Raw genomic sequence first — 18,683 nt, 5'->3', positions numbered from 1 at the left:
AGCGATGAGCAGCAACGACGCCAAGGCGAACATCGGAGTGGTGGGGATGGCGGTGATGGGCTCCAACCTGGCCCGCAACCTGGCGTCCCGGGAGGGCAACACCGTCGCGATCTACAACCGCTCGCCGGAGAAGACGCACGACGTGGTGAAGAACCACCCCGAGGCGAATTTCGTCGCCAGCGACACCATCGACGAGTTCGTCGCCAGCCTCGCCAAGCCGCGCACCGCGATCATCATGGTGCAGGCCGGCGCGGGCACGGATGCGGTGATCGAGCAGCTCCAGGAGCGGTTCGAGCCGGGCGACATCATCGTCGATGGCGGCAACGCCAACTTCCACGACACCATCGCCCGCGAGGCGAAGATCGCGCCGACGGGCATCCACTTCGTCGGTGCCGGCATCTCCGGCGGCGAGGAGGGTGCGCTCAAGGGCCCGTCGATCATGCCCGGCGGCACCGCCGAGTCCTACAAGACCCTCGGCCCGATCCTCGCGTCGATCGCCGCGGTCGCGGAGGGGGAGGCCTGCGTGACCCACGTCGGCACCGACGGCGCCGGCCACTTCGTCAAGATGATCCACAACGGCATCGAGTACGCCGACATGGAGCTCATCGGCGAGGCCTACGACCTGCTGCGCAACGTCGCCGGCTACACGCCCGCCCAGATCTCGGGCCTGTTCGCCACGTGGAACGAGGGACCGCTCAACAGCTACCTCATCGAGATCACCATCGACATCCTCAAGCACGTCGACGCTGAGACGGGCAAGCCCTTCGTCGACATCGTCACCGACCAGGCCGGCAGCAAGGGCACCGGCGTCTGGACCGTGCAGACCGCCCTCGACCTGGGCGTGCCGGTCGGCGGCGTCGCCGAGGCCGTCTTCGGCCGCGCGGTCTCGTCCAAGCGGGCGCAGCGCGACGCTGTCCGGGCGCTCGGCATCGAACGCCCCACGGCCCCGCGGGTCGACGATTCTTTCGTCGACGACGTCGCGAAGGCCCTCTACGCCTCCAAGATCGTCGCCTACGCCCAGGGCTTCGACGCGATCATCGCCGGCGCGGAGAAGTACGGCTGGAACATCGACAAGGGCGCCGTCGCCAAGATCTGGCGCGGCGGATGCATCATCCGCGCCCAGTTCCTCAACGTCCTCGCCGACGCCTACGCCGAGAACCCCAACCTCAACACCCTGCTCGAGGCCCCGTACTTCGCGCAGGCCATCCGCGACGGCGAGGAGGCGTGGCGCCGCGTCGTCATCACCGCCACCCAGGCCGCCGTCCCGGTCCCGGGCTTCGCGACGGCGCTGAGCTACTTCGACTCGCTCAACGTCGACCGCCTGCCCGCCGCGCTCGTCCAGGGGCAGCGCGACTTCTTCGGCGCGCACACCTACAAGCGCGTCGACAAGCCGGGCACCTTCCACACCCTGTGGTCGGGCGACCGCAGCGAGGTCAAGACGGACTGACCACAACGTGGGAAGGGGGCGCAGCCGCATCGGTTGCGCCCCCTTCCGCGTTCGGTGAACGAGTTGGGAACCGATCGCCGGGCTGGTGCGTCCAATAGATGAGGGCGCGTGCTCGCCTGCCGGTGACGATCGGAGGAATCATGGGGAGTCCCGAAGCGGACAAGATCCGCGACGAGGCGCAGCAGCGCATCGCCGACCGTCCGAACATGGTGCTCAAGGGGGACCCGATCGAGGAGCTCGCGAAGGCACACGAACGGCACGCGGAGAGGCTCGAGACGATCATTGAATCTCTTGGCTGGGTCGGTCGCAACAACTACCTCGGAGACACTGTGGAGGGGCGCGCAGCGACTCACAACATCGGGGTTGCCGTGCACGATCATGAGCACTCGGTGGTGCAGAATTTTACTCGCGAGCTCGGTGAAGCGCGGACCATCGCTGCGGCGCTGCGGCAGATTGCGAAGGACATCGGGAGCACGGAACTCAGGAACGTTGAAGGTATCGGTGCGGTGAGGTTGGACTGAAGTGGGACTGCGGTGGTGCCTGTGCCTGGTAGCTTCGTCGCTACTCTTTGGGGGATGCGCGGTTTCGGTTGGTGGTGAGGCGGTTCCCGGAGAGAGCATCGAGTCGCCCTCTGCCCCGATGTCCGCTCGGCCATTGCCGTTCACACCTGAATTTTCTGGTAGGACTAACGACAGAAATGACGGCACCAGCTTCGAGCCGTGTACCGCATACTCGGACGACGAGATGCGGGCTCTCGGCGCAGATCCCGGCACGTTGAAAGATGCCGCAATATCCGTGTCGCCCAACTTTCGTGGATGTTGGTGGCAGTCCCCCGATCGCGTCGCGTTCTTCAGTCAAACTCTGGGCAATGAGAAGTCGCTCGACATCTACAAGGTCAAACAGAGCTATCGGCCGTGGCAGCCTGATCGAATTATCAACGGGCGCCGAGTGATTGTCACCACCGAGCGCGACACGGGCTGTTTCGCGTCCTTCATGTCGGAGGATGCAATCGTGCACTCGAGCTACCGAATTGGCAGTGCTGGCAAGCCTTCTGCGGGTCTCGTGGCAGAGTGCAACAAGGCGATCGAGTGGGCGACGCTGGCGATCTCGAAGGCGCCGTGATCAGCGGCTACGTCAATACCCGCTGAATCGCCCGACAGATCGCGTCCACCACATCACCGTCGTCGAACGCGGCCCCGGAACCACCGCCCGCACCTGCGCCGACGGCACCGTCGGACCGCAGGCCGATCACGGACTCCACGAGCCGGAACGGCAGGAGCGTGCGCGGGTCACCGTCGTCGCCCAGAACAGCGGTGGCCAGAGAACGGTAATGCGAGGCCAGCTCCGCCCGGTCGGCGCGGAACTCGGCGAACTCGTCGGCCGCCAGCTCGGGCAGGTGATACAGAGCCCCAAGGTTGTACCGCGCCGCCAGCAACTGCCCGGCATCGGACCGGGCCAACGTCAGTAGGCGCTCCAGAGGCGAACCGTCGGCGGAAACCACGGAGCGTGCGAGCGCGAGCGGCGCCTGCACCGTCGCCTCCAACAACGCGGTCAGGATCTCGCCCTTGGTGGGGAAGTAGTGGTACAGCGAGGCCTGCCGGATGCCCACGGCCTCGGCGATCTGCCGCGTCGAGGTGGCCGCGTACCCGCGCTGGGTGAACAGCTCGGCCGCGGCGTCGAGGATCTCCTCGACGGCGGTGGCGCCGGGCCGGCGGGGGTCGTTCGCACGCGGACGACCCCGCCTACCTGCGGTTTCCGCCCCGCCGTCGGCTCCACCGCCGGCCCCGCCATTCGCCTCCGTCACAGCGGCCAGGCTACCTGCCACGAAACATGTTCGTAGCGCCGGTTTTCCCAGTCCTTACAGCGGGGCAATCCGGGTGACCCCGGAGAACGGTTTTCTATCAACTGACAGATAGAGCTCCGACAGGGAAGCCGCCCATGACAACCACCCAACCCCGACACCATGATTCGGATGATCTCGCCGAGCTCGGCTACCAGCCGCAGCTGCGCCGCTCGCTCGGGACGTTCGCGTCGTTCGCCGCCGGGTTCTCCTTCGTGTCCATCCTCACCACCATCTTCCAGCTGTTCGGCCTGGGCTACTCGCTCGGCGGGGCAGCCTTCTTCTGGACCTGGCCCCTCGTCTACGTCGGCCAGTTCCTCGTGGCGCTGTGCTTCGCCGAGATGGCCGCCCGCTACCCGATCTCCGGTGCGATCTACCAGTGGTCGCGGCGCCTCGGCGGCGAGGTGGTCGGCTGGTTCGGCGGCTGGTTCATGATCCTCGCGCAGATCGTCACCGCCGCGGCGGCCGCGATCGCGCTGCAGGTGGTGCTGCCCACCGTGTGGTCGGGCTTCCAGATCATCGGCGACGACCCGTCCCTCACCAGCTCCAGCGGCGCGGCCAACGCCGTCCTGCTCGGCACGATCCTCCTGATCGTCACCACGACCATCAACTGCATCGGCGTGCACTGGATGAGCCGCATCAACGCCATCGGCGTCGCGTGCGAGCTCGTCGGCGTGGTCGCCGTCATCGGCGCCCTCGCGATGCACGCCCAGCGCGGCCCCCAGGTCGTCTTCGACACCTCGCACGCGACCACCACCGGCTCGGGCGGCTACCTCGGCGCGTTCATCGTCTCCGGCCTCATGGCCGCCTACGTCATGGTCGGCTTCGGCTCGGCGGGCGAGCTCGCCGAGGAGACCGTCAACCCCCGCCGCGTCGCGCCGCGCACCATCCGGTTCGCCCTCACCGCCTCGGCGGTCGGCGGCGGCCTCATGCTCATCACGGCCCTGATGGCCGCACCGACGCTGGGGGAGGAGCTCGCCGCCGGCGGCCTGCCCTACGTGCTCCAGTCCGTCCTGGGCTCGTTCTGGGGCAAGGTCCTCCTGGTCGACGTGGCCGTGGCCGTCTTCATCTGCACGCTCGCCATCCAGACCGCGTGCAGCCGCCTCATCTTCTCCATGGCCCGCGACCACCGGCTCCCGTTCTCGGACAAGCTCTCCCGCGTCAACCCGCGCACCCAGGCGCCCGTCGCCCCGGCCGTGCTCATCGGCGTCCTCTGCGTCGCCGTCCTGCTGGTCAACGTGGGCAACCCCGCGATCTTCGCGACCCTCGCCAGCGTGTGCATCGTGCTCATCTACCTCGCCTACCTGTCGGTGACGGTGCCGATGCTCTACCAGCGGCTCCGCGGCTGGCCGCACGGCGCCACCGTCCGCGACTCCGAGGGGAAGCCCGTCTTCACCCTGGGTCGCTGGGGCGTGCCGATCAACGCCGCGGCCGTACTCTACGGCGGCGCGATGGTGATCAACCTCGCGTGGCCGCGCGCCGAGATCTACGACCCCACAGGACAATCCCCGATCCTGCAGTGGGCCGGACCGATCACCATCGCGGTCGTCGTCCTCGCCGGCATCGCCTGCTTCCCGCGTCGCGCGCACCCGCGCCCCGTCACCGCAGTCCTCCCGAACCTCCCCGCCACGAAAGGTATCTGACGTGACCGCCATCGCCGAGACCACCGCCACCACCCAGGGCGCCCGCGACCACGCCCGCGCCCAGGCCGACACCCGCGTCGAAGGCATGCCGACGGTGCCCGCCACCGCCTGGCCCGACCCGCCCGCGGGCGTGCCCGCCGACGCGCTCACCTGGGCGGAGACCGTCCCGGGCGGCCGCTACACGTCGAAGGTGCTGGCGCGCGGCACCCGAATCCGCCTGACCGACACCGTCGGCACCGCCTGCGCGAACATCCTCCTCTGGCGCGCCGACGCCCCGTGGGAGCGGCTCAACGTCGCCGACACCGTCAAGGTGCCGTGGCAGGCCTACCTCGGCGCGGGCCACCCGCTGCTCTCCGACCAGGGGCGCGTGCTCGCCACCGTCGTCGCCGACGGCTCCGGCCGCCACGACGCCCTCTGCGGCACCACCACGCTCGCCACCAACACCGCCAAGTACGGCGCGGGGGAGGCGCATTCGGACAGCCCCGCCGGCCGCGAACTGCTCGTGCTCGCCGCCGCCAAGCACGGCCTCACGCCCACCGACGTCGCCCCGTCCGTCTCCTTCTTCCACGGCGTCACCGTGGAGGCCGACGGTGCCCTCGCCTCCACCGGCAGCGCGGGGGCGGGCAAGACGGTGGAGCTCGTGCTGCACCTGCCGTGCATCGTCGCCGTCGCGAACACCGCCCACCCGCTCGACCTGTCGCCGACCTTCGACACCGGCCTGCTCGAGGTGCTGGCCTGGCGCGCCGACGACGACCTGGCCGCGCTCGTCGCCGCCACCGACACCGACCCCGAATACCAGCGCGCCGTGGCGAACTCCGAGGACGCCCACCGCGCCGCGCGCTGATCGCCGACCACCGACCGAAGGACCACCCATGATCGCCACCGTCACCCCGCGGGCGCCCTGGTCGGGCATCGTCCCCGCCGGCCACACCCTCACCATGACCGACCTGCACGGCAACCAGGCCGTCGACACCCTCTTCTACGGCGCGCACGACCACACCGTCCGCTACAGCGCCCAGCAGACGATCCTCGCCCAGGGCAGCATCTTCCTGGGCGCCGGAACCGTGATCCGCGACCAGGAGTCGCGGCCGATGATGACCATCGTCGACGACGAGGTCGGCCACCACGACACCCTCGGCGGCGCCTGCTCGCAGGAGTCCAACACGCTGCGCTACGGCCACCACACCAAGCACCAGCACGCCTGCGTCGAGAACTTCCTCATCGAGGGCAGCCGGCACGGCCTCGGCAAGCGCGACCTGGTGGGCAACGTCAATTTCTACATGTACGTCCCCGTCGACCCCGACGGCACGCTCGGCATCGTCGACGGCCTCTCCGCCCCGGGGAAGAAGGTGGTGCTGCGCGCCGAGATCGACACCCTCGTGCTGATCTCCAACTGCCCGCAGATCAACAACCCCTGCAACGGCTTCGACCCCACCGCCGTCGAACTCGAGGTCTCGGAGGCCGCCGCATGACCACCCTCACCGTCGTCCGCCCCGGCCCGATGACCACCGTGCAGGACTGGCCCGGCCGCGCCGGCTACTGGTCGATCGGGGTCCCGCCGTCCGGCCCGATGGACGACCTCTCCTTCCGCCTCGCCAACCTCGCCGTCGGCAACGACGAGGGCGCGCCGGGATTCGAATGCACCCTCGGCGGCCTCGCCGTCACCGTCGACGAACCCACCACCGTCGCGGTCACGGGCGCGCCTGTCACGGTCACCGTCGACGGGACGCCCGTCCCCACCTGGGCCCCCGTCGAGCTCCGTCCCGGGCAGCAGCTCGCCGTCCGCGCCACCGGATCGCTCGGCATGCGCGTCTACCTGGCCGTCCGCGGCGGCGTGACGGTGCCCGAGTACCTCGGCAGCGCCTCGACGTTCACGCTGGGGAAGTTCGGCGGCCACGACGGCCGGACCCTCACCGCCGGCGACGAACTGCCCCTCGGCACCGCCGCCGCCACCGCCCCGCGCCGCATCCTCGACGACGAGGTCCCCGCGTTCACCACCCAGTGGCAGCTCGCGGTCACAGTCGGACCGCACTCCGCCCCCGAGTACTTCACCGACGCCGACATCGCGACCCTCTACGGCACGGCCTACGAGGTGCACTTCAACTCCGACCGCACCGGCGTCCGGCTCATCGGCCCCAAGCCCGAGTGGGCCCGCCCCGACGGCGGCGAGGCCGGACTGCACCCGTCGAACATCCACGACAACGCGTACTCCGTGGGCGCACTGGACTTCACCGGCGACACCCCGATCCTGCTGGGCCCCGACGGCCCCAGCCTGGGCGGCTTCGTCTGCCCGGTCACGGTGACCACCGCCGACCGCTGGAAGCTGGGGCAGCTTCGCCCCGGCGACGCCGTGCGGTTCGTCCCCGTGCGCGCCTCGACGGCCGCCTCGCCCGGCGCCGTGGGCAGTGCCCGGCGCGCGAACCTTCCCGTCGTGCTGTCGGCGGGCGGCGACGCCGACGACGGCGTCCTCGCCCGGTCCATGACGGCCGACGCCGAGACCACGATCACCTACCGCCGCTCGGGCGACGACAACATCCTCGTCGAGTACGGCGCCATGACGCTGGACCTGGAGTCGCGGGCCCGCGTCCACGCGCTCGAGCAGCGACTCCGCGCCGAATCGCCGCGGGGGCTGATCGATCTCACCGCCGGCGTGCGCAGCCTGCAGGTGAAGTTCGACCCGACCGCGCTGAGCCAGCCCGCGGCCCTCGATTGGATCCGCGAGGCGGAGTCGCAGCTCCCCGCCGCTGACGACATGATCGTGCCGAGCCGCACCGTCTCCCTGCCGCTGTCCTGGGACGACCCGAGCACCCGCGAGGCGATCGAGCGGTACGTCCTGGGCGTGCGCGGCGACGCGCCCTGGTGCCCCTGGAACATCGAGTTCATCCGCCGCATGAACGGCCTCGGATCGGTCGAGGACGTGCAGCGGATCGTCTTCGACGCCTCCTACCTCGTGCTGGGCCTCGGCGACGTGTACCTCGGTGCGCCCGTGGCCGTCCCGCTCGACCCGCGCCACCGCCTGGTGACCACCAAGTACAACCCGGCCCGCACCTGGACGCCCGAGAACGCCGTCGGCATCGGCGGCGCCTACCTGTGCATCTACGGCATGGAGGGGCCCGGCGGGTACCAGTTCGTGGGCCGCACGACGCAGGTGTGGAACCACCGGCACCCGCTCACCGCCGGCGGCTTCGAGCCCGAACATCCCTGGCTGCTGCGGCACTTCGACCGGATCAGCTGGTACCCCGTCAGCACCGAGGAGCTGGCGGACCTGCGCGCCGACACGGCCGCGGGCCGGGGCTCGGTGGACATCACGCCCGGATCCTTCTCCCTCTCCGCGCACCGTGCGTTCCTGGCCCGCGAGGCCGACGACATCGCCCGGGTGCGGTCCGCGATGGAGATCGCCCGCGACGAGGAGCGCGGCCGCTGGGCGGCCGCCGGTGAGTTCACAAGGAGCGCAGCATGACCCGCATCGCCGACCTCTACCGGCGCATCGAGGCGGACGACCGCCCCGAGGTGTTCCTCGCGCTGCGGCCGGAGGCGCACGTCGCCGCCGAGTACACCGCGTCGCTCGCCGCGGGCGGCCCGCTCGCGGGGGTCGTCCTCGCCGTCAAGGACAACGTCGACGTGGCCCGCCTTCCGACCACCGCCGCCTGCCCCGGCTACGCATATCGCCCCGAGGCGGAGGCGGCAGCCGTCGCCGCCCTGCGCGCCGCTGGAGCGGTGGTGATCGGCAAGACGAACCTCGACCAGTTCGCCACCGGCCTCGTCGGCACCCGGAGCCCCTACGGCGCGGTGCGCGACTCCCGGCGACCCGACCGCATCTCCGGCGGATCGAGCTCCGGCTCCGCCGTCGCCGTGGCCCTCGACTACGCCGACATCGCGATCGGTACCGACACCGCGGGCTCGGGCCGCGTGCCCGCCGGCCTGCAGGGCATCGTCGGCATCAAGCCGACGATCGGCGCCGTCAGCACCGACGGGGTCGTGCCCGCATGCGCCTCGTACGACTGCGTCACGGTCTTCGCCCGCGACGTCGCGACGGCGAACCGCGCCATGGCGGTCATGGGCGCCACCGGCGCCCGACGGTGGGCCGCCGACACCCCGTTCGCCGCCGCGCCCGACGCGGCGCTCGCGATCCCCGCCGAGCTCCCCGGCCTGTCCGCCGCCTGGCGGGAGGCCTTCGACGGTGCCGTCGCCCGCGCCGAGGCGGCCGGGCTGCGGGTCAAGCCCGTCGACGTCTCCGAGCTGCTCGCGGCCGCGAAGCTCCTCTACGACGGTGCACTCGTCGCCGAGCGGTACAGCGCGGTGGGGGAGTTCGTCACCGCGGCAGGCGACGACGCGGGACTGGATCCGACGGTGGCCGGCATCGTGCGGGCCGCGGGGGACGTTCCCGCGCACCGTCTGGCCTCCGACCAGGCCGAGCTGCGCGCCATCGCCGCGCGGGCCACCGCGCTCTTCGCCGGCTTTGCCGGCCTCATGGTCCCCACCGCGCCCCGCCACCCGACCCTCGCCGAGGTGGCGGCGGACCCGGTCGGGGTGAACTCCGAGATGGGGACCTACACCAACTTCTGCAACCTCCTCGACCTGTGCGGCGTCGCCGTCCCGGCGGGGGAGACCGCGGACGGCGCGCAGTTCGGCATCACGGTGCTCGCGCCCGCCGGGCACGACGGGGTCGCGCTCGACCTCGCCGCTCGGATCACCGGCGCGCAGCCCGCGGCGCCGTGGAACCTCGGCCTCGCCGGCGCGGTCGACCTGGCCGTCTTCGGCGCGCACCTGCGCGGCCAACCGCTCGAGCACGAGCTGACCTCGCTCGGGGCGTACTGGGCGGGGGAGATCCGGACCGCCGGCGAATACCGGCTGGTCGAACTGGCGACGACGCCGCCCAAGCCGGGCCTCGTCCACGACGCCGACCACGGCCAGGGCATTCGCGGCGAGCTCTGGCGACTCGCGCCCGCCGCGCTGGGGAGCTTCCTCACCCGGCTGCCCGCACCGATGACCCTGGGCTCGGTGGTGCTCGACGACGGCCGCACCGTGGTGGGCTTCAGCTGTCAGGCCTCGGCGCTGAGCGACGCCCGTGCGCTCGCCGTGGACCACTGGCTCGACCGGTGACCGGAATCGACTGCGGGGCAACGGCCTCATCGACGGCAGGGAGTTCTGCGCATTTCGCGCATTCTGCTCTTTACTGAGATTTTCCGTTCCCGTCATACGCCGTTGGTGCGGCGATAATCTGGCGTCCTCATCAGCTCGACGAGGAGGCCATGATCGTGACGGACAGCTCGGACGAGGCAGGGCAGACGAAAGGCCCACCGGGGCAACGCAACATGGTGGCACTGGCGGTCTACGCGATCGTCGTCGTGGTGGTGGTCTCCATGGCGGTCTTCTACTCCTTCCAACGCGGCGGCCTCTCCGCCGACATCCGCAACAAGGCCACGCTGATCGCGCCCGCGGGTGCGGGCGGCGGCTGGGACCTCGTCATGCGCGAGGCGCAGGCGATCATGCGGGAGCAGAAGATCGCCACCAACATCCAGGTCGTCAACGTGCCCGGCGCTGCCGGCACCATCGGACTCTCCCGCCTGCACTCGATGCCGGGCCGGGCCGACGTCGTCATGGTCGGTGGCACCGGCCTCGTCGCGGGCGTCCAGCAGACCAAGTCCGCGGTGAAGATGACCGACGTGACCCCGGTCGCGCGGATCTTCGAGGAGTACGACGTGCTCGTCGTCCCCGCGAACTCGCCCTACAAGTCCGTCGACGATCTGGTCGCGGCCTGGAAGAACAATCCGCACTCGATCCCGTTCACCGGCGGCGGCAGTTTCGACCAGCTCGTCATGGCTCAGTTCGCCAAGGCCGCCGGGATCGACCCGAAGCAGACCACCTACATCCCCAAGGCCGGCGGCGGCGAAGTCGCCCAGGCCCTGGTCACCGGCACCGCGAAGGCGGCTTTCTCGGGCTACGCCGACCTCATCGACCAAATCCAGTCCGGCCGGCTCCGCGGCCTCGCGATGGCGGCCAAGGAGCCCCTCGACGGCGTGGACTTCCCGACGCTGCGCCAGCTCGGCTACGACGTGACGCTCGCGAACTGGCGTGCCCTGTTCGGCCCGCCCGACATCTCCGCGGCGGACGTGAAGAACATCCGCGACGTCTTCGACGAGGTCATGCGCACCGAGGACTGGGCCGAGGCCGAACGCAACAACAAGTGGACCAGGGCATGGCTGGAAGGTCCCGAGCTGACCACCTTCATCGCCGACGAGGACCGCGTCATCGCCGGCCTGTACAAGGAGCTGGGCAAATGACCGCGCAGGCAGAAGAAGCGGACTCCGCGGCCAAGGGCACGGGCAACGGGCTCGGCGCGCTCGTCGTCCCCGCGATCCTCGCCATCGCCAGCACCCTCGTGGTGATCGGCAACCTCACCATGGACGTGCAGTCCGACGACAGCCCCGGTCCCGCGTTCTTCCCCTGGCTGTTGGCGATCGTCGGCTACGCGCTCGCCGCCGCGGTCGCGGTGCACTTCGTCCGCAACCCGGACGAGCTGGCCCGCTCGGAGACCAAGTTCCGTAGCTACACCGACTGGGCCGCCTCCGGCTGGCTCATCGGCGGGCTCATCGCCTTCGCGGTGCTCCTCGACGTGCTCGGCTGGATCCTCGCCGCCGCGCTCCTGTTCTGGTGCGTGACACGGGCCTTCAACAGCAAGCGGCCCCTCTTCGACGTCTCCGTCGGGCTGCTGCTCTCCAGCCTCGTCTTCCTGATCTTCGGTGTCCTGCTGGACGTCCCGCTCCCGTCCGGAATCCTGGGAGGACTGTAACCATGGACCAGTTCGGACTCCTGCTCGACGGGTTCGCCGGCGCGCTCTCGCCGTCGAACCTCATGTGGGTCGTCATCGGCTGCCTCATCGGCACCGCGGTGGGCGTCCTGCCCGGCCTCGGCTCCTCGATGGCCGTGGCGCTGCTGCTCCCGATGACCTTCGCGCTCAACCCGACCGCGGCCTTCATCCTCTTCTCCGGCGTCTACTTCGGCGGCCTCTTCGGCGACTCGACGATGGCCATCCTGATGAACACGCCGGGACAGGCGTCGTCGATCGCCTCGACCTTCGAGGGACACCAGATGGCGAAGAACGGTCGCGCGCCCCAGGCACTCGCGACCGCGGCGATCGGCGCGTTCATCGGCGGCATGATCGCCTCGATCCTCGTCGTCTTCCTCGCCCCGTTCATGGCGGACCTGTCCACCCAGTTCGGTCCGGCCGAGTACTTCGCACTCTCGCTCCTGGCGTTCGGCGCGATCTCCTCCGTCGTCTCCGAGTCGGTGATCAAGGGGCTCACGTCGCTGGTGATGGGCCTGATGTTCGCCACCGTCGGCATCGACCAGATCTCCGGCACCGAGCGCTTCACGTTCGGCTCCGCGAACCTCTTCGACGGGATCTCGCTGGTGATCGTCGCGGTCGGCATGCTGGCCCTCGGAGAGATCATCATCGTCGCGGGGCGCTTCCGCCGCGACCCCGCCCCGAAGGCGCTCGGCGCCAAGGCGGGCCGCGCCTGGCTCTCCAAGGCCGAGTTCACCGAGGCCCTCCCGGCGTGGGGCCGCGGCACCGCGATCGGCCTGCCCTTCGGCGTCATCCCCGTCGGCGGCTCGGAGGTCCCCACCTTCCTCGCCTACGACGTGGAGCGCCGCCTGGACCGCCGCCGCAAGGTCCCCATGTTCGGCAAGGGCGCGATCCGCGGCCTCGCCGCGCCGGAGGCCGCCGGCAACTCCACCACGGGCATGGCGATGGGAGCCCTGCTCTCGCTGGGTCTCCCGGTCTCGGCGACCGCCGCGATCATGCTCGCCGCGTTCCGGCAGTACGGCCTGCAGCCCGGTCCGCTGCTGTTCGACAACTCCCCGGACCTGGTGTGGGCGCTGCTCGCCAGCTTCTTCATCGCGATGGTCGTGCTACTCATCATCAACCTGCCCTTCGCGCAGCTGTGGGCGAAGCTCCTGCTGATCCCGGCTCCGTACCTGTACGGCAGTATCGTGGTCTTCTGCGGCCTCGGCATCTACGCGACGTCGCCGACGATGTTCGACCTGCTCCTGTTCCTCGCGATCGGCCTGCTCGCGTTCGTCTTCAAGCGCTACGACATCCCGATCGCGCCCCTGCTCATCGGCATGGTCCTCGGCCCGCTCGCCGAGACCAGCCTGCGCGACGCCCTGCTCTCCTCCGACGGTGACTACTCGGTCTTCGTCTCCTCGCCGATCTCGATCACCCTCTACGCCCTGCTGATCGCCGTGCTCCTCATCAAGGCGCGCCAGGTCGTCACCGCCCGCACCGGAAAGGACATCTGACATGACGATCCTCGTCGCCCACTCGACCACCCCCGAGAGCGCCGCCGCACTCGACGCCGCCTATCGAGAGGCGGAGCGCAGGCCCGGGGAGCCCATCGTCGTCTTCCTGCTCGACGGGGAAGCCCCCGACCTCTCGGAGGCCACCGCACGCGGCCTCACCGTCACCGTCGAACGCCCGAAGGAGTTCGAGAAGGACCCGGTGGGCGGCGTCGTCGACGCCGCGACCGCGCTGGACGCGTCCGTCCTGGTGATCGGGATCAAGCATCGCACCGCTACGGGCAAGCTGCTGTTCGGCTCGTCGGCGCAGCGGATCCTGCTCGACGCGACGTGCCCCGTGCTGGCGGTGAAGGTCGCGCAGGGCTGAGACGCGGCGCCCCCGCCGTCTCGTCCCGGGAACGCGCGCAAGGCGGCCTATCGTGTTGTGCGTTACGTTCCGTCGGCCCCGCCTGGCGCGGTACGCTGTTGGAAATGATGTTCGATAGGTGGCGTGAGCCGCCCGACGAAGGGACGATCCGATGGCGGTTCAGGCGGTACTCCTCAAGGCGGGCTCCGCGCTCGTGACCGGCCTCGTCGGCGCCGCGGCGTACGAGGCGACCAAGAAGGCGCTCGCCAAGGCGCCGCTGCGCGAGAGCGCGGTCGCCGCGACGGCGCTGGGGCTCAAGGGCAGCCGCAAGGCCGAGGAGGTCGCCGAGAACGTGCGACTGAACGCCGCGGACATCCTGGCCGAGGCCAAGGAGCGGGTCGGCGAGGAGTCGACCCCACCGGCGACCGGCGCCGCGCACGACCACGACCACTGATGACCGCGCTGTCCGAGCCGGCAGGACGAGTCGTCTCGCAGGCCGCCGGCCGGCTGCGCTGGGTGCTCGATGATCTCGTCGGAGCGACACCGCAGCGCCGCATCGCGGTCGAGGACGCGGTGCTGGCGATTCCCGGAGTGCGAGCAGCGCACGCCTACAGCCACACCGGGTCCCTCGTGGTCTGGCATCGGAGCGACGTCGATCCCGCGCGCATCGCCGTGGCCGCCGCGGAGGGGCTCGCCGCCGATGCGTCCCTCGTCGCCCGGCACGCGCCGCACTCGGCGGACGTGACCAATGCGGATCTCCTCCGGATGGGTCTCGGCGCCGCGGCGCTGGTGCTCCTCGGCCTCCGCCGCTACGCCTTCCGCCGACCGCCGCTGCTCGGGCCCGGCACGCGGACCGCGGCGACCGCGATCACCGTCTTCACCGGCTACCCGTTCCTGCGTGGCGCCCTGCGATCGTTGCGCGGCGGACGCGCCGGCACGGACGCCCTCGTCTCAGCGGCAACCATCGCGAGCCTCCTCCTCCGCGAGAACGTCGTCGCGCTGACGGTGCTGTGGCTCCTCAACATCGGCGAGTTCCTCCAGGACCTCACGCTGCGCCGCACTCGGCGCGCGATCTCGGACCTGCTGCGCGGCAACACCGATTCGGCATGGCTGCGGCTCGCCGACGGGGCCGAGGTGCAGGTCCCGATCGACGCGCTCGACGTCGGCGACGTCGTCATCGTGCACGATCACGTGGCGGTGCCCGTGGACGGCGTCGTGGTCGACGGGCTCGCCGTCGTCGACCAGGCCGCGCTCACCGGGGAGACGCTCCCCGTCACCATTGATCCGGGCGCGACGGTGCATGCGGGAGCGGTGGTCGTCTCGGGACGCCTCGTCGTGCGCGCCACGGCCGTGGGCGCCGACACCGCCATCGGCCGCATCATCGAGCGGGTCGAGGAGGCCGAGCGGGACCGGGCGCCGATCCAGACCGTCGGGGACAACTTCTCCCGCCGCTTCGTCCCCGGGTCGTTCCTCCTGTCCGGGCTCACCCTGCTCCTGACCCGAGACCTGCGGCGCGCGATGACGATGCTGCTCATCGCGTGCCCCTGTGCAGTGGGCCTGTCGACGCCCACGGCGATCAGCGGCGCCATCGGCAACGGTGCGCGGCGGGGCATCCTGATCAAGGGCGGCTCGCACCTCGAGGCGGCGGGCTCGGTCACGGCGATGGTCTTCGACAAGACCGGCACACTGACCACGGGGCGGCCCGTGGTGACCAACGTCGTCTCGTTCCGCGACGACTGGACGCCGGAGCAGGTGCTCGCGCACGCGGCCAGCTCCGAGATCCACTCCCGGCACCCGCTGGCGGAGGCCGTGATCCGCTCCACCGAGGAGCGGCACATCGAGATCCCCAGCCACGCGGAGTGCGAGGTGATCGTCGGACTCGGCATGCGGACCCAGGCCGAGGACGGCCGCGTGCTCCTGCTGGGGAGTCCGGCGCTCCTGGAACAGCACGGCGTGGCTGTGGGCGTCGACGCCGCGCGGTGGGTCGAGCGGCTCCGCGCCGAGTGCGAGACGCCGCTGCTCCTCGCGGTGGACGATGCCCTGACCGGCCTCGTCAGCCTGCGCGACGAGGTACGCCCCGAGGCCGCGGAGACCCTCGCCGCCGTCGCGGCGGCGGGCATCGGCACCGTCGTCATGCTGACGGGCGACCATCCGGAGACGGCGGCCGCCATCGCCGCCGAACTCGGCATCACCCGATGGCGTGCGGAAGTGATGCCCGAGGACAAGCTGGCCGAAGTCCGGGCGTTGCAGGACGAGGGCCATGTGGTCGCGATGGTCGGCGACGGTGTCAACGACGCGCCCGCGCTCGCGGCGGCGGACGTGGGGATCGCGATGGGCCTCGCGGGGACCGACGTGGCGGTCGAGACCGCCGACGTGGCGCTCGCCGGGGACGATCTGCGCAACGTCCTCGACGTCGTGGATCTCGGCCGGAGGGCCGTCGACGTGATCCGGCAGAACTACGGCATGTCGATCGCGGTCAACTCGGTCGGCCTGCTGGTCGGCGCGGGCGGCGCGCTCTCGCCCGTCCTGGCCGCGATCCTGCACAACGCCTCCTCGGTCGCGGTGGTGCTCAACAGCTCCAGGCTGATCCGGTACCGGCTCGCCGAGTCCAGCGATTCGCCGTCGGGACCACCGGCCGGCCCGCCCCGTCGGGGTGGCCCCAGCGGGCGACGTTAACTTCGTGTTTCCAGCCTGTTGCGCCTGACGATCTGGCTTGACGGCCGCCGGGGCAAGGGATTTGAGTGAATTCTCATGCACCTCTTGCCCCGCGAGCAGGACAAACTGCTCATCGTCGTCGCCGCGGACCTGGCGCGCCGTCGCCAGGCCCGCGGGCTCAAGCTGAACCACCCCGAGGCCGTCGCGATCATCACGTACGAGCTGGTGGAGGGCGCCCGCGACGGCCGCAACGTAGCCGATCTCATGGCCTACGGGGCCACCGTCCTCGGCCGCGACGACGTGATGGAGGGCGTGCCCGAGATGATCCACGACGTGCAGGTGGAGGCCACCTTCCCCGACGGCACCAAGCTCGTCACCGTCCACCACCCGATCCGGTAGGCGCGCCATGATCCCCGGAGAGTTCCGCCTCGCGTCCGCGCCGATCCTGTGCAACGACGGCCGCCCCACGCGCACCGTCCGCGTCGTCAACACCGGCGACCGGCCCATCCAGGTGGGCTCGCACTTCCACTTCGCCGAGGTCAACCGCGCCCTCGAGTTCGACCGGGCCGAGGCCTACGGGCACCGTCTGGACATCCCCTCCGGGACCGCCGTCCGGTTCGAGCCCGGCGACGGGAAGACGGTGCGCCTCGTCGCGCTCGCCGGAACCCGCGAGGTCCACGGTCTCGCGAACCGCGTCAACGGGCCCCTCGACGGTGCCGGGAACGGGGGAGGGCGATGAGCTTCGAACTGAGCCGTCGCGAGTACTCCGACCTCTACGGCCCGACGGTCGGCGACGCCGTGCGTCTCGCCGACACCGAGCTCTTCGCCGTCGTCGAGAAGGACCTCACCGTGTACGGCGAGGAGGTCGTCTTCGGCGGCGGCAAGGTGATCCGCGATGGCATGGGCGAGAACGGCGTGCTCCCCCGTGACCACGACATCCCCGACACCGTGATCACCAACGCCCTGATCATCGACCACACCGGCATCGTCAAGGCCGATGTCGCGCTGCGCGACGGCCACATCCTCCGGATCGGCAAGGCCGGCAATCCGCAGATCAGCGACGGCATCACCATCACGATCGGGGCCGCCACCGAGATCATCGCGGGCGAGGGACGGATCCTCACCGCCGGCGGCATTGACACCCACATCCACTTCATCAGCGCCCAGCAGATCGACACCGCGCTCAACTCCGGCGTGACCACCATGATCGGCGGCGGCACCGGCCCCGCCGCGGGCACCAACGCCACCACCGTGACGCCCGGCCCCTGGCACATCGCCCGCATGCTCCAGGCGCTCGACGACGTCCCCATGAACATCGGGCTGCTCGGCAAGGGGCACGCCGGCGCGACGGAGCCGCTCGCGGAGCAGATCCGCGCCGGCGCCATCGGCCTCAAGGTGCACGAGGACTGGGGCTCGACCACCGCCTCCATCGACAATTCGCTGCGGGTCGCCGACGAGTACGACGTGCAGGTCGCGATCCACACCGACACCCTCAACGAGTGCGGCTTCCTCGAGGACACCGTCGCCGCCATCGACGGCCGGGTGATCCACACCTTCCACACCGAGGGTGCGGGTGGCGGTCACGCGCCGGACATCATCGCCATCGCGGGGCACCCGAACGTGCTTCCCGCATCGACGAATCCGACGCTGCCGTTCACCGAGAACACCATCGTCGAGCACCTCGACATGCTCATGGTGTGCCACCACCTCAACGCCGACATCCCCGAGGACGTGGCCTTCGCCGACTCGCGGATCCGGCCCGAGACCATCGCGGCCGAGGGCGTGCTGCACGACATGGGGATCATCTCCATCACGTCGTCGGACTCCCAGGCCATGGGACGGGTCGGCGAGGTGATCACCCGGACGTGGCAGCTCGCGGATTCGATGAAGCGGCAGCGCGGGCCGCTCGACGGCGACCCCGACGGCGGCGACAACGCCCGGATCAAGCGGTACGTCGCGAAGTACACGATCAATCCGGCGCTCGCGCAGGGCATCGCGGAGTACGTCGGCAGCGTCGAGGAGGGCAAGTTCGCCGATCTCGTGCTCTGGAACCCCGCCTTCTTCGGGGTCAAGCCCGACCTGGTGATCAAGGGCGGCCAGATCGCCACGGCCCTCATGGGCGACGCCAACGCCTCGATCCCGACGCCGCAACCGCGCACCATGCGCCCGCAGTTCGGGTCGATGGGGAAGGCGGTGCACGACGCCGCGATCACCTTCCTGTCCACCGCGGCAGCGGAATCCGGCGTCGCCGGCGAGCTCGGGCTGCGCAAGCGCACCCTGCCCGTCCGGGGCATCCGCACCCTCCGCAAGCAGGACCTGCCGCACAACGGCGCGACGCCCGACATCACCGTCGACCCCGAGACCTACGTCGTCGCCGTCGACGGGACGCCCGTCCGCTCCGAACCCGCCTCGTCCCTGCCCATGACCCAGCGCTACTTCCTGTTCTGAGAG

Annotated in this window: 18 protein-coding genes; 17 read left to right on the top strand and 1 reads right to left on the bottom strand. The window is 70.7% G+C overall.

Going from position 1 to position 18,683, the window contains the following annotated elements:
• The first annotated feature begins 4 nt into the window (after positions 1 to 4).
• The 3 genes from gndA (at position 5) to WFK95_RS10400 (ending at position 2,569) form a co-directional block, all read left to right on the top strand.
• Entirely contained in the window at positions 5 to 1,447 is a 1,443-nt protein-coding gene (gndA, locus tag WFK95_RS10410) for an NADP-dependent phosphogluconate dehydrogenase (RefSeq protein ID WP_336670639.1), read from the top strand.
• Positions 1,448 to 1,587: 140 nt separating this feature from the next.
• Entirely contained in the window at positions 1,588 to 1,968 is a 381-nt protein-coding gene (locus WFK95_RS10405; protein WP_336670638.1) for a hypothetical protein, read from the top strand.
• Position 1,969: 1 nt separating this feature from the next.
• Positions 1,970 to 2,569, top strand: coding sequence for a DUF3558 domain-containing protein (locus tag WFK95_RS10400; RefSeq protein ID WP_336670637.1), 600 nt, complete (start codon positions 1,970 to 1,972; stop codon positions 2,567 to 2,569).
• Between the two features lie 7 nt (positions 2,570 to 2,576).
• Here WFK95_RS10400 and WFK95_RS10395 read toward each other — a convergent pair whose 3' ends face one another.
• Positions 2,577 to 3,251: a TetR/AcrR family transcriptional regulator gene (locus tag WFK95_RS10395; protein ID WP_336670636.1), complete on the bottom strand. Its 675-nt coding sequence runs from the start codon at positions 3,249 to 3,251 to the stop codon at positions 2,577 to 2,579.
• 134 nt (positions 3,252 to 3,385) lie between these two features.
• Between WFK95_RS10395 and WFK95_RS10390 the strand changes: the two genes are divergently transcribed.
• The 14 genes from WFK95_RS10390 (at position 3,386) to ureC (ending at position 18,680) form a co-directional block, all read left to right on the top strand.
• Complete coding sequence (locus WFK95_RS10390) at positions 3,386 to 4,930, top strand: amino acid permease (RefSeq protein ID WP_336670635.1); 1,545 nt, start codon at positions 3,386 to 3,388, stop codon at positions 4,928 to 4,930.
• 1 nt (position 4,931) lies between these two features.
• Entirely contained in the window at positions 4,932 to 5,774 is an 843-nt protein-coding gene (locus tag WFK95_RS10385; protein WP_336670634.1) for an urea amidolyase associated protein UAAP1, read from the top strand.
• Between the two features lie 28 nt (positions 5,775 to 5,802).
• Complete coding sequence (locus WFK95_RS10380; RefSeq protein ID WP_336670633.1) at positions 5,803 to 6,402, top strand: urea amidolyase associated protein UAAP2; 600 nt, start codon at positions 5,803 to 5,805, stop codon at positions 6,400 to 6,402.
• Complete coding sequence (locus WFK95_RS10375; RefSeq protein ID WP_336670632.1) at positions 6,399 to 8,390, top strand: 5-oxoprolinase/urea amidolyase family protein; 1,992 nt, start codon at positions 6,399 to 6,401, stop codon at positions 8,388 to 8,390. Before WFK95_RS10380 ends, WFK95_RS10375 begins: the two co-directional genes overlap by 4 nt.
• A complete protein-coding gene (gene atzF, locus WFK95_RS10370; protein ID WP_336670631.1) occupies positions 8,387 to 10,033 on the top strand; it encodes an allophanate hydrolase in 1,647 nt (548 codons plus the stop codon). The genes WFK95_RS10375 and atzF overlap by 4 nt, the downstream gene beginning before the upstream one ends.
• A gap of 149 nt (positions 10,034 to 10,182) precedes the next feature.
• Positions 10,183 to 11,214 carry a Bug family tripartite tricarboxylate transporter substrate binding protein gene (locus WFK95_RS10365; protein WP_336670630.1) on the top strand — a complete coding sequence of 344 codons (1,032 nt, stop codon included), beginning with the start codon at positions 10,183 to 10,185 and terminating at the stop codon, positions 11,212 to 11,214.
• A complete protein-coding gene (locus WFK95_RS10360; protein ID WP_336670629.1) occupies positions 11,211 to 11,723 on the top strand; it encodes a tripartite tricarboxylate transporter TctB family protein in 513 nt (170 codons plus the stop codon). The genes WFK95_RS10365 and WFK95_RS10360 overlap by 4 nt, the downstream gene beginning before the upstream one ends.
• Before the next feature lie 2 nt (positions 11,724 to 11,725).
• On the top strand, positions 11,726 to 13,234 hold the full coding sequence (locus tag WFK95_RS10355) for a tripartite tricarboxylate transporter permease (RefSeq protein WP_336670628.1): 1,509 nt from the start codon (positions 11,726 to 11,728) through the stop codon (positions 13,232 to 13,234).
• 1 nt (position 13,235) lies between these two features.
• Positions 13,236 to 13,598, top strand: a complete 363-nt coding sequence (locus WFK95_RS10350) for a universal stress protein (RefSeq protein WP_336670627.1) — start codon at positions 13,236 to 13,238, stop codon at positions 13,596 to 13,598.
• A gap of 151 nt (positions 13,599 to 13,749) precedes the next feature.
• Entirely contained in the window at positions 13,750 to 14,031 is a 282-nt protein-coding gene (locus WFK95_RS10345) for a DUF1490 family protein (protein WP_068524855.1), read from the top strand.
• Complete coding sequence (locus tag WFK95_RS10340; protein WP_336670626.1) at positions 14,031 to 16,253, top strand: heavy metal translocating P-type ATPase; 2,223 nt, start codon at positions 14,031 to 14,033, stop codon at positions 16,251 to 16,253. The genes WFK95_RS10345 and WFK95_RS10340 overlap by 1 nt, the downstream gene beginning before the upstream one ends.
• A 75-nt stretch (positions 16,254 to 16,328) precedes the next feature.
• Positions 16,329 to 16,631 (top strand): urease subunit gamma, encoded by a 303-nt coding sequence (locus WFK95_RS10335; protein WP_336670625.1) that lies wholly within the window; start codon positions 16,329 to 16,331, stop codon positions 16,629 to 16,631.
• Between the two features lie 7 nt (positions 16,632 to 16,638).
• Positions 16,639 to 16,971, top strand: a complete 333-nt coding sequence (locus WFK95_RS10330; protein WP_336670624.1) for an urease subunit beta — start codon at positions 16,639 to 16,641, stop codon at positions 16,969 to 16,971.
• Positions 16,968 to 18,680 carry an urease subunit alpha gene (gene ureC / locus WFK95_RS10325; RefSeq protein WP_336670623.1) on the top strand — a complete coding sequence of 571 codons (1,713 nt, stop codon included), beginning with the start codon at positions 16,968 to 16,970 and terminating at the stop codon, positions 18,678 to 18,680. Before WFK95_RS10330 ends, ureC begins: the two co-directional genes overlap by 4 nt.
• The last annotated feature ends 3 nt before the right edge of the window (positions 18,681 to 18,683 follow it).

This window comes from Tsukamurella sp. USMM236, from assembly GCF_037148755.1.
In the GTDB taxonomy this organism is placed as follows: domain Bacteria; phylum Actinomycetota; class Actinomycetes; order Mycobacteriales; family Mycobacteriaceae; genus Tsukamurella.
This window is presented reverse-complemented; position numbering and strand designations above follow the sequence as displayed.